This is a genomic window from Sphaerochaeta sp. (genome assembly GCF_050256055.1).
Classification (GTDB): domain Bacteria; phylum Spirochaetota; class Spirochaetia; order Sphaerochaetales; family Sphaerochaetaceae; genus Sphaerochaeta.
The window spans coordinates 99,366-111,547 of record NZ_JBFWIJ010000007.1 but is presented as its reverse complement, the minus strand read 5'-3'; the positions used below and the strand labels follow the sequence as shown (position 1 = coordinate 111,547).

Here is a 12,182-nt window from a genome sequence, read left to right as displayed (position 1 = left end):
TTCGAATCGATTGCGGATGCCGCCGTTGCGTACGGCGTGAACAAGAAAATCATACTTGATCGAATCAGTGATGGGTGTACGCTCAAAGACGGATACACGACCCTTGATTGGTACTCCAACGAGGAAGAAACGGTTGAGGAACTGAGAGAGATGAGGCAATACATCCCTTTAGATTAGGAAAGTAAAGTCTGTAGTATGCCATGATGATGTCATGGCAACCTTTCTCTGCCTTTTGGAACTTCATACTCCCCAATCCCTACATAGTTATATTTTATGTAAGACTACATTCATAGTATTTGTATGGAACTTAACTCTGATACCATATTATAGTATAGGGAAATTAAATTTTGGGGGAGCGTCTTGGAGAAATACGATTCTTGCAGCCGGCCATTATTCAATACACGCACTTCTCGTAAGTGGATGGAGGCGGATTCTCAAGCGAGAAAGCTTGAAAGCCAGGATGGACTGGATCGAATTGTTTTGATAGATGATGATGAATATCGAATTTTCACCTTGGAAGAGTGCTATAAGGTATTCTCTTATTACGAAGATGAACATGCTGAAGAAATACACATAGAAAAAGCTTTCTACGATGCACAGGAGGGGTTACCGATTTATGCCTTTTTCGATTTGATATTATCTGTGAAAGGTGGTTGTTCTGATTATTTCGTTCGTGCTTACACAATGTTGATGTCCAAGGATTTTTTTATGATTGATGTCGAACCATTCATGGATAAAGAAATACGGATGAAGCTTCGGTATAAACTTCCTCCATGCTCCGACCTGTTGTACCTGACGCACTATCTGAAGGAGCATTGGGAAAAATTCGAACGACCATTTGTTTGGGATTAGATGATGTTGCTCAACTTGTCTCTGATGCCTTGGAGTTGTTCAAGCCGCTTTTTACCCTTACGATGGTCATAATCATGTCTGTATTTAGTGTGCCCCATCAACTCCTCGATCATTTTATCCTCGATTTCACCTGCGAGCATAGTTTGGAATGTGTGCCTCAAGCAATATTGAGTTCTCCCTTGGAGTTCGATGCCTGCTTTCGTTGCAAAAGAATTGAAGTGCTTATTTGATGTAAATACTGAAACAAATCCTCCGTTTACCATAAATAAATATTCTTGATCTTCGGGTATTGTTGCTATGTACTTATCCAGGATTCGACAACATTGGTCAGATAGCAGCCCAATTTTTGCTTTCAGCCCTTTGTCAGTCGTTTTTATCCGCTTGACCACATTTTTTGTAAAACTGTTAACTGATTGGGAAGTGTAAAGCCCTTTGAGTTCAGGGTAGTAGTTGTCTCTTGTCAATCCAGCAATTTCTCCGGGCCGAAAACCTGTGCTTTTCATAATTAGGAAATAGCTTGCCCACATGAGTCCTCCCCAGACCCAGATGGCTGTGTTATCGAATTCTGGAAACATAATTGCCATTTCTTCCTCAGTGAAAGGTTGTCTTGGATTTGATTCCTCAGAAATTTTGTCAACTTTATCACATGGATTCGCTTCAATGAGTCCTACGTTGACCGCCTCTTTCATAATGTATGACAAACATATAAGAACTTTATTTTTAGAATTGGACGCCATCTTCTTTCCGCTTGCAGCTCTTTTCATAGAAACAAACCACTCATCAATCATTATATGAGTAATATTTCTTAAATAGATGTTGCCGAAAGTTGGTAAGATATAATTCCGAAGTCTTCCATCCATCGTGTAGTAATAGTATTCGTTATAACGACGATTTTTTCTTTCGTTCCTAGCTCTGTAAGACCTATCGTCTGTTCTGGTGTAAAAGCCTTCAGAGAACTCCCCTAGAGTGATGTCTTTGCTTTTCCTTTCCCTTGCTTGGCACCGTGCCCATAGGGTTGCATTTAACTCATCGGAATAGCCAGTAGAAAACCAAGAATTAGAGCCTTTGAATTGGACTTGGATGTTACGACCTTTCCTATGGATTAATTTAAAATCGGAATGATCCGCCTTTTGCAGGTAGTCCCCATTATTCCTCAGTCGAGCTTCCGCCCATTTGATTGCATCCTCTTTGATATGACAACCAGAAGAGACCCACTTGTCAGTTCCGGCAAACATGACCTGAATACAACGCCCTTGTCTTTGGGTGATTCTATACATTTCTTTTTTAGGTTCCATGTCTGGATTATGTGCAAAAACTTAACATTTGTAAACATAAAAATGTACATAAAAGTACAGATGTACATTGGTGTACATTGCTAATTATTTATATTTAAATACTATACTCAAAAAAACTTTGCCGAAAACGGGGCTTGAACCCGTACGCCCTTACGAGCAAGGGATTTTAAGTCCCTTGTGTCTACCAATTCCACCATTTCGGCTGTTCGTTTTATTTTTCCTGGGTCTCCACAGTCTGAGGGAGTACGGCAGCATCCGTCTTGATGGGTATCAAGCGCTTGATGAACGGCTGTACACCGACATAGGTTCTCTGGAATTCATCCTCGCTTTCCTTGAGGGCAGCCTGCCAGGCAGCTCCGAATCCAGGGCTGTTGATGGTCAGTCTGTCAACCGCCAACTGATACACATGCAGTCGTGCCACTTCCTTTCTTCCCGGTTTCTGAGAGTAGGTGTTCAGACTGATCCGAAGGTTTTCATTTTGCTTTCGCAATTCTTCGTTTTGTTCCTTCAGTTTGGAGAGGCCTTCGCTTTCCAAATCCATTCGGTCGGTCAACATCCGCTTCAGTCGTTCGGTCTCCTTGGTTGCAACCAGGATTTCCTTATGCCGCTTGAGGGACATGACAACCACGAGGACTATGGCCAGTACTACTCCGATACCAAGACCGATTAGAAAGTTCTGCATGCAAATCTCCTCATTACAGAACAAAAGGTACTGTAACTATGCGCTTTTGTCAAAGGAGAATGCCAAAAGCCATGTTGATTGGCATGGCTTTTGGTTTCTTTCTGTTCAACTGAAGCGCTTTTTAACTGCTTCCACGCTGTTTTCGATTGCTTGGGGAATACTCACTCTTCCTTGGAACACAGCCATATCCTTGAAGCCGGTGCCGGTCAGCAGGGTGCACACCCGCACATCCTTCCCAAATCGTTCGGCCAACATTGCGCTGTCCGCCCTGCAGGCAGCCCAAGCGCATGCAGCGGCGGGCTCCACGAAAATGCCTGCGTCCTTGGCCAGCTCCAGCTGTGCTGAAAGGATTTCCTCATCCTCCACTTCTGTGGCCCAGCCTTCGCTCTCTTTGATGTAGCGGACCGCCATGCGTCCGTTTGCCGGACTTTCGACGCTGATGGAATCGGCACGGGTGGTCGCCTTGTTGAGATTCGAGAAATCACCGGTCCTCCAGGCGTGGCTTATGGCATTGCTTTGCTTGCTTTGTGCACAGACGAGGTGGGGTACCTTCTCGATCAGACCCGCTTCCTTCAGATCGTAAAAACCTTTGTATACTCCGGCGTAGATGCAACCATCACCGACGGGTACATAGACTACATCGGGAACGCTTCGGCCCAGTTGTTCGAACAACTCGATCGAGACACTTTTCTTGCCCTCGATCGTCATGGGGTTGTAGGCAGTGTTGCGATTGATACCGCCGAATTCCTTGGTATAGGCGATGGAAAGGGCGAACGCATCATCGTAGGTGCCTTTCACCGGAACCACCGTTGCCCCATAGAGAACACTCTGCATCAACTTGTTGATCGGGGCGGTCTCGGGGACAAACAGGATGATATCCAAGCCATAGGCAGCCCCTGCACAGCTCATAGCCGCCCCCGCGTTCCCCGTGGAAGCCAAGGCTATCTTGTTCTGTCCATGAGCGAATGCCTGTGCGGCAATCAACTGGCTGGCACGGTCCTTGAAGGATCCGGAGGGCAGTGCACTGTCAAGTTTGCAAATCAAGTTCTTGAGGCCATATCGTTTTGCAAGCCGCTTGGGTCTTGCAACCGGGGTTCCCCCCACCGGATAGACATCGGCATCAACAACAGGGTAGGGGAAGAAGTCATACATGCTGACATGCTCTTTTTTTACCAGCTGTTTCAGATCATCGGAATTGAGTTTTACGATCACATTCCCTTTCGGGAAGGTGTTTCCATCCTGATCCTTGGCACAGGATGGGCACTGATAGAACACTTCATCGGTCTCATACACCGCACCGCAGTCACAACATTCATAGACAAATCGCATACTTCCTCCTACGAAGAAAATGCCGGACCGAAGTCCGGCATCTGACGGGTATCCTGCCCTTATTTGGCAAGAACTTCCTTGTTGAACGCTTCGATCAACGCATCAATCTGGTCTGCATATGCAGGAATCTGTTTCCAATAGTCCTTGTCATACCACTGGGCATTGATTTCCTCATAGGTCTTACCCTGTTGCTCGACCCAGGTGTAATACTTCAGGTTATGCACTCTCAGCCGTTCGTAATAGGTCAGCTCGAGTGCTCCGTCGATTGTCTGGTGGTGGAAGCAGCCTGCAAGTGCGCGGACGGCTGCATACTCATCAAACGGACCCTGGATCTCATTCTGCTCCTTCAAGCGGGACGTGTACATCTCCGAACTATCGGTCAATACGGTGAATACCACGTCGTCTTCGGTCATTTCGTAGTATTTCGCCATCTTGATGGCGCCCAGTACGTTTCCGATGCCGCTGATCCCGTAGAGCGGGAGGTTCTTCAGGTCTGCTTCGCTGACTCCGATCTTTCTCAGGTATTCAACACCAGCCGGTTCATTGAAGAGGCGGTAGATATCCATGCAGTCCTGGTCGTCGATGGCAAGCACCATATCGGTGTTCTTGACATTGTGAACCCAAGGAACATGCTTGTCGCCGATTCCCTCAATGCGGTGGCCGCCGAACCCATTGCGAAGCAGCGTCGGGCATTGCAAGGCCTCTGCAGCGCCGATCTTGAGGTTGGGGTACACATCCTTGAGATGATCGCCGGCGGCGAGCGTACCGCCCGAACCGGTGGCGGAAACGTAGCCGCGTACATTTTCAGCAGCAACGCCTTCCTCCTTGAGAATCTCCAGCATGGCAGAACCGGTTACCTTATAATGCCACAGGTAGTTTCCGAATTGGTCGAACTGGTTGAAGATGACGATATGATTGCCGCGCTGGGCATCCAGCTCATGGCATTTGTCGAAGATTTCCTTGACGTTCGATTCACAACCCGGGGTCGCGATGACTTCACCTGCGACAGTTTTCAGCCATGCAAACCGTTCCTGGCTCATCTCTTCGGGGAGAATGGCGATGGACTGGCATCCGAGCAACGCACTGTTGTAGGCACCGCCGCGGCAATAGTTGCCGGTGGAAGGCCAAACTGCCTGCTGGGTTACCGAATCGAAATTCCCGCTGACCAGAGCCGGGGCGAGACATCCGTAGGTTGCGCCGACCTTGTGGGCGCCGGTGGGAAACCATTTGCCGACCAAGGCAAGGATTCTGGCCTTTACGCCGGTCAGTTCATGGGGGACCTCAATGTAGTTCACGCCGCCGAACGTCCCGCCCTGCTTGGTGGGCTCGTTCTTCCAGGTGATCCTGAACAGGTTCAGAGGATCGACATCCCAAAGTCCTACATGGGAGAGTTTCTCCTTAATATCAGCTGGTACGGTGGAAGGGTCCATCATCTGCTTGAATGTAGGAAGCAGGATACCCTTTTCCCTACAGCGCTGGATGTTCTTTGCCCGTACTTCCTCATTGACATTCAAATTGATCAACATGTCTTATCCTCCGTGGTGAGACTTCCATTACGTTTCAGATGAGACAAGTATACAAGAAAGAAACAAAATGTAAAGCCATAATTAGCGAAAGTTTAATTTTAGGTTTTTAATTTGCGTTAAGTGGCAGTATGGAATTATAATTTTATCGAAAAGTGCGTTTTATTGAAAAATGGAAACGTGATTCTTGTTTCCTTTGGGTTTGATGCTCCGCATCTTGCCTATAAAGAGGGCGTCATCTGATTTTCTATCGGAAAAGTTGTTGCGAAATGTTGCAATAATGATTGACTTCTCTTCAATCTGCATTAGAATGGATAAGGGTCGGGTTCGCATTCCCGACCGACACCTTATGAAGGAGTGAGTATGGGAGACATCATGCGCCCAGTTCCCTTCTCGGAACTTATCAATCGTATGGTCGGTGAATACCGAAATCATCATTCAATTTTCGGCATTGCCGAGGAGCAATTCTATCATGATACAGGCAAACAGAGTCTGAAGGTTTTCGGCCAGAGTTGCAGCACCCCGTGCGGACCTGCAGCAGGTCCTCATACCCAATTGGCCCAGAACATCATTGCAAGCTACTTGGTCGGTGGTCGGTTCATCGAACTGAAGACCGTGCAGGTGATGGATACCCTGGAAATTGAGAAGCCGTGTATTGATGCACGGGATGAAGGCTACAATGTCGAATGGTCAACTGAATTCACCCTGCCCAAGGCTTGGGATGAATACGCCAAGGCTTGGATCATCCTGCATTTGGTCGAAGCGGCGATGCACAAGGGGAAATTCGAGAAACCCTCCTTCATCTTCAATATGTCGGTGGGGTACAACCTGGAAGGCATCAAGACCGAGAAGATGCAGAAATTCATCAACTCCATGATTGATGCACGAAGCGACGAACGCTTCAACGGGTATCTCGCTGAATTGGAAGCGATGCTCGATGAGGGGCTGTTCGACGGTACTCCCTGGGAGGGTTTGGAGAAGAAACTCAAGGGTCTGAGCACCAAAATAAGCCCGAACATCAGCCCCTCGACCACGCTGAGCACCATGCATGGATGCCCACCGAAGGAAATTGAGGCGATCTGCACGTACATGCTGACCGAAAAGAAGGTCGATACGTTCGTCAAATTGAATCCCACCCTCCTTGGTTATGACCGGGTACGCAAGATTCTTGATGACCTGGGATTCGACTACATCACCCTTACCCGTGAAAACTTCGAACACGACCTGCAATATGCCGATGCAAAGGCAATGTTGCATCGACTGGTCGATCTCGCCAAGAAAGAGGGAAGAGGTTTCGGCGTGAAGCTTACCAACACCCTGGGTTCAGTGAATGACCAGGAAGTGTTGCCTGGCGGGGAAATGTATATGTCCGGCCGCTCTTTGCTGCCCATTTCCACGACCGTTGCTACGCTGCTCAGTCAGGAATTTGCAGGAAAACTTCCCATCTCCTATAGTGGTGGAGCAAATGCGTTCACCATCCAGGCTTTGTTTGAGAGCGGAATCCGGCCGATCACGCTGGCCACCGATATGCTCAAGCCCGGTGGGTACACCCGTATGAAGCAAATGGCCGAGATTCTGGGCAAAAGCAAGGCTTGGTCCATGGATGGCATCGACCTGAAGAAGTTGGAACAGCTGTCCGAGGATGCTCGTTGTGGTAAGTTCCAAGTCACCGAAAAGGATTTCAGAGGAACGGATACGATCAAGATCGGTGAAAAGCTTCCGCTTTTCGACTGTTATGTTGCACCGTGCCAAGTAGCTTGCCCGATTCATCAGGATGTGCCTGAGTATGTACAGCTGGTCGGACAGGGTCGGTATGGTGAAGCGCTGGCTTTGATCTACGACAAGAACGCGCTCCCAGCAATCACCGCCCACATTTGTGATCACCAATGCCAGTTGCACTGCACCCGGATGGATTACGAGGGAGCAGTGAGGATCCGTGACATGAAACGGATCGCCGTAGAGAACGGTTTTGAGGAATACAAGCAGATCTGGGAAGGTCCCACAGAGAAGACCGAGGTGAAAGCTGCAGTCGTCGGAGCCGGTCCTGCCGGTCTGTCTGCTGCCTATTTCCTTGCACGCGCCGGGTTCGATACCCAGGTCTTCGAACGTGAGGAAAGTGCAGGCGGTGTGGTACGGCATGTCATTCCTGGTTTCCGACTTCCCGTCGAAGCCATCGAAAGTGACGTGGCGTTCATCCAGGCCCACGGCGTACAGTTCAACTTCGGAGTCGATGCCGATAAAATGACGGTCAAGGCACTGAAGGATGCCGGGTATTCCTATATCTTCTATGCAATCGGCAGTGAAGTGGACAACGACATTCCCCTGCAGGGAGACCGCAGCCGCGTCCGTCAGTCCCTCTCCTTCCTTTCGGCATTCAGAAAGAACCCCGCCTCCTTGTCGTTGGGCAAGCAGGTGGTGGTCGTAGGCGGAGGCAATACCGCCATGGACAGTGCACGGGCTGCACTACGCATCAGCGGTGTCGAGAAGGTCACGGTACTCTACCGTCGCACCGAAGAGGAAATGCCGGCGGACCGTGAGGAATACGGGCAGGCCATGGATGAGAAGGTCCAGTTCATTTTCCTTGCCAACCCCGAACGGTTTGACGGCAATGTACTGACCGTGCGCAAAATGGCTTTGGGAGATAAGGACAACAGCGGCCGTCGCCGTCCCGTCTCCACCGACCAAACCTTCACGATCGAAGCCGATACCATGATTACCGCCATCGGGGAGCACGCCGACAGTGAGAAACTCACCTGGTTCGGCGTTCCGGTGAACGAGAAAGGCTGGGCGAAGACCGATGCAGAAACCAAGGAATCGGAAGTCGAAGGGGTGTACATCATAGGGGATGCCCAAAGCGGGCCGTCCACCGTGGTACGCTGCATAGCAAGTGCACGCAGTGCTGTTGAGGCTGCCATCGATGCCGTTCTCGGACCAGAGGATGCAGAAGACCATTGTGATTGTGGACATGATCACGATCATGACCACAGTTGCAGTTGTGAGGATGGCTGCGACTCTGATGACGAGGACGAAGAGGACGACGATGATGAGGAAATGACCGACGAAGAACGGGTTCAGTTGGAGAACGATGAGAACGAATTCTTTGCCGAAGTTTCCCAGAAGAAGAGTTCCATGCTGGTTTCCAAGGCGTTTGGGGACGCTGCATTTGCAGCGACCGAAGCCAAGCGCTGTCTGGAATGTTCATATCTGTGCAACAAATGTGTGGATGTTTGTCCCAACCGTGCGAATGTAGCCATTGATGTACGGAATACCGGAGTCTTTTCCGATCCGTTCCAGATTCTGCACCTCGATGCCTACTGCAACGAATGTGGGAACTGCGAGACGTTCTGTCCGTATGATGGAGGCCCGTACCGCAAGAAGTTCACCTTGTTCAGCCGGAAGGAAGATTTTGAGCATTCAGAGAACAGTGGATTTTTCGCTGAAGGGGAGGATGTACTCATCCGTCTGGAAGATAAGATCTACAGCTGTTCTCTGGACAGCGACGGGATTCTCACCGGCGAGGAGGAAGGCATCACCGATGAGGTTGCCGCCTTGGTCGAGGAAATCTTTACTTCCTACAACTACCTGCTTGGGTATGTGGAAGAGTAGAGGAGGAAGACGTGTCAACTACGGTTATCAAGAATACCAGGGTCATGCAGACCCAAAGTCCGTTCACTGTCTCAGAGCATGTTGATATCGTCATTGTCGATGATGTCATCAAGGCGGTGGGAAAGGATGCCGCACTGAAGGTGGTGGCAGACAAGGTCATCGATGGGAGCGGGAAAACCGTTATTCCCGGCAATGTATGCGCACACCACCATTATTATAGCGGGCTTTCCCGGGGAATGCTCATTTCCGCCGGAGCTCAGACCGATTTCATCCAAGTGCTCAAAGAATGGTGGTGGCGTCTCGACCGTGGGTTGGATGAAGAAGCGTGTTATTACAGTTCCCTCATCTGTTCCCTCGATGCCATTGCCAGTGGGACGACCACCTGCATCGACCATCATGCAAGTCCCTCCTACATTGCAGGAAGCCTCGACACCATCGCAAAGGGTATGGAGGAAATCGGGGTCCGTGGTACGACCTGTTACGAGGTCACCGATCGCAACGGCGGTATGCAGGAAGTGGAAGCCGGGGTGGAGGAAAACCTCCGCTTCGCGATGGCCAGCAAGAACCGTCCTTTGGTACGGGGAATGATCGGAGGGCATGCTCCTTTCACCATTCCCGACGAAGGATTGGGCATGATGGCGGAGGCGATGCGGGAATCCGGAGCGGGAATGCACCTGCATGTCGCCGAAGACAAGTATGATGTGGTCTTCAGTCATCACAAGTACAACATGGACATCATCGATCGTCTGGAGAAGTTTGGTCTTCTTACCGACAACTCATTGCTGGTACACGGTCTGTGGCTCAATGAGGCGGAAATTGAGAAAATCAATGCCCACGACTCCTTCTTCGCCCATAACGGACGGAGCAACATGAACAACAATGTCGGCTATTGCCGGAACATCCAGAAGGTGAAGAATCTGGTCATTGGTACGGATGGCTGCGGTGGAAATATGTTCGAGGAGTTGAAGCTGGCTTTCTTCAAGCACAAGGACCAGGGTGGTTCTTGGTGGCCGAGCGACTATGTTGCAGCACTGAACCGTGGCAACCAGTTGGTGGAAAAGTACTTCGACGGAAAATTCGGGAAAGTCGAAGCCGGGTATCAGGCTGACCTGACCATCTGCGATTACCATGCTCCCACCCCGTTGGTTGCACAGAATGCTGCAAGCCACTTCGTATGGGGCATGAGCAGCAATTGTGTGGAAAGCGTTATCGTAAACGGGAAATTGGTGATGGAAAACCATCAATTCCCGGGCATTGATGTGGAAGGAATCTACCGTGAGGCTGCCAAGGTTGCCGAACGGGTATGGAAAAAAGTGGATACAATCGCTCCCTAAGCGGGCGAGGACGATGATATGACCAATGGTCAAAGGGGAAATGGAACATGACTATTCAGGAACAAATCAGGGCGAAGGCCGCCGAGTATCGTGATTACACGGCACTCAATCTCTCGAAGATGGTACAGACCAAAAGCTACAGCTCCCAGGAAGAGGACGTCTGCCGCCTCATCGTCACCCTCTGCCAAGAGGCTGGCTTTGATGAAGTGTATATCGACGGACTTGGATCGGTGATCGGCCGCGTTGGCAATGGCCCGAAGAAAATCGCGTTTGATGCACATATCGATACCGTCGAGGTTGGGAATCTCAACAACTGGAATTTTGATCCTTTCAGTGGAGAGGTCAAGGATGGAAAGGTGTGGGGACGTGGATCCAGCGACCAGAAGGGTGGTGCCGCTTCCATGATCACTGCAGGACGCATTCTCAAGGAATTGGGGTATGGCGGTGAGTACACGGTCTATTTCACCTTCACGGTTATGGAAGAGGACTGTGACGGCATGTGCTGGAAGTACCTGATCGAAGAAGAGAACTTCAAGCCGGATTTGGTTGTTTCCACCGAACCCACCAGCTGCCGTCTGTATCGCGGACATCGCGGTCGTATGGAAATCAGGGTCATTCTCAAGGGTATCAGTTGCCACGGAAGTGCTCCTGAACGTGGTGTCAGTGCAGCGTACAAGGCTGCGAAGGCTGCGTTGGCCATCGAACAGCTGAACAAGGATCTCCAGCCCGATGCCGAGAAATTCCTGGGCAAGGGAACGATTACCGTCAGTCAGATGGACGTCAAGGGTCCTTCACAGTGTGCAGTCGCCGACTATGCCATGTTGTACCTCGATCGCCGTCTCACCTGGGGTGAGGATGCCGATCTTGCAATCGGTCAGGTCCGTGAGTACATCGCCAAGGCAACTGGTGACGATCCTCAGTCCTTCATCGTGGAAATGCCCAACTATGAGAAGACCGGTTGGACCAAAAAGCCGTACAGCCAGGAACTCTATTTCCCCACTTGGAAGATTGATGCCGATCATCCTCTGGTATTGGCAGGTGTCGATGCCCACCAGGCGCTCTTCGCCAAGCAGCCCGTGGTTGACAAATGGACCTTCTCGACCAATTTGGTGGCAACAACCGGACGTCACAAGATTCCGGCCATCGGATTTGGTCCCGGCGATGAATCCCAGGCACATGCTCCGAACGAGATCAATCGGGTCGATGACCTGGAGATTTGCGCGGCCTTCTATGCCATGCTTCCCTATTCGTTGGAGAAGAAGTAAGGCCCCCCTTGTATAACAGGTAGCCTTTCCATGGTATACTACAGCCACAGGGTAATATGCCTTGTGGCTGTTTGAAGCTCAGACGTTTCCGTTATAGTATGTTCTAGATAATGGAATGTCATTCAGACCCAACAGGTTCAGAAGGGGCTCTGCCTGTTGGTTGCAGGATACACCAAGGTAGCGGATATGCACCCCTTGCTTTCCACTCCTTCCTTGCGGAACAGCCCGCATGCCGTGCCGAGGAAATACAGGATCGGCCTTTGCTTTCTTTCCCCCATGTAGGTCAGGATCGCCGA

General features: G+C 50.1%; 9 protein-coding genes and 1 tRNA gene. 4 read left to right on the top strand and 6 right to left on the bottom strand.

The features are described 5' to 3' along the window. Positions 1-360: 360 nt before the first annotated feature. Entirely contained in the window at positions 361-852 is a 492-nt protein-coding gene (locus AB7C91_RS04630; protein WP_428589533.1) for a hypothetical protein, read from the top strand. Here the strand turns inward: AB7C91_RS04630 and AB7C91_RS04625 are convergent. The 5 genes from AB7C91_RS04625 to AB7C91_RS04605 all read right to left on the bottom strand — a co-directional run bounded on the left by AB7C91_RS04625 (position 849) and on the right by AB7C91_RS04605 (position 5,684). After that, on the bottom strand, positions 849-2,147 hold the full coding sequence (locus tag AB7C91_RS04625; protein ID WP_428589530.1) for a tyrosine-type recombinase/integrase: 1,299 nt from the start codon (positions 2,145-2,147) through the stop codon (positions 849-851). The genes AB7C91_RS04630 and AB7C91_RS04625 overlap by 4 nt on opposite strands. A gap of 119 nt (positions 2,148-2,266) precedes the next feature. Next, positions 2,267-2,350 (bottom strand) — tRNA-Leu (locus tag AB7C91_RS04620). Positions 2,351-2,358: 8 nt separating this feature from the next. After that, positions 2,359-2,829, bottom strand: a complete 471-nt coding sequence (locus tag AB7C91_RS04615) for a hypothetical protein (RefSeq protein WP_332446372.1) — start codon at positions 2,827-2,829, stop codon at positions 2,359-2,361. Between the two features lie 105 nt (positions 2,830-2,934). Beyond that, on the bottom strand, positions 2,935-4,158 hold the full coding sequence (locus AB7C91_RS04610) for a threonine synthase (protein ID WP_332446371.1): 1,224 nt from the start codon (positions 4,156-4,158) through the stop codon (positions 2,935-2,937). 59 nt (positions 4,159-4,217) lie between these two features. Next, entirely contained in the window at positions 4,218-5,684 is a 1,467-nt protein-coding gene (locus AB7C91_RS04605; RefSeq protein ID WP_332446370.1) for a pyridoxal-phosphate dependent enzyme, read from the bottom strand. A 360-nt stretch (positions 5,685-6,044) separates the two neighbouring features. Between AB7C91_RS04605 and ygfK the strand changes: the two genes are divergently transcribed. From ygfK to AB7C91_RS04590, 3 genes are read left to right on the top strand one after another with little or no spacing between them, the layout of a single operon-like run. Then, the gene (gene ygfK, locus AB7C91_RS04600; protein WP_428589525.1) at positions 6,045-9,287 is read left to right on the top strand and encodes a putative selenate reductase subunit YgfK; all 3,243 of its coding nucleotides are present in this window, start codon (positions 6,045-6,047) and stop codon (positions 9,285-9,287) included. An 11-nt stretch (positions 9,288-9,298) separates the two neighbouring features. Beyond that, positions 9,299-10,621, top strand: coding sequence for a putative aminohydrolase SsnA (ssnA, locus tag AB7C91_RS04595; protein WP_332446368.1), 1,323 nt, complete (start codon positions 9,299-9,301; stop codon positions 10,619-10,621). Positions 10,622-10,668: 47 nt separating this feature from the next. Then, a complete protein-coding gene (locus AB7C91_RS04590) occupies positions 10,669-11,886 on the top strand; it encodes a YgeY family selenium metabolism-linked hydrolase (protein ID WP_332446367.1) in 1,218 nt (405 codons plus the stop codon). Between the two features lie 137 nt (positions 11,887-12,023). Here AB7C91_RS04590 and AB7C91_RS04585 read toward each other — a convergent pair whose 3' ends face one another. After that, positions 12,024-12,164, bottom strand: coding sequence for a hypothetical protein (locus AB7C91_RS04585; protein WP_332446366.1), 141 nt, complete (start codon positions 12,162-12,164; stop codon positions 12,024-12,026). Positions 12,165-12,182 lie beyond the last annotated feature (18 nt).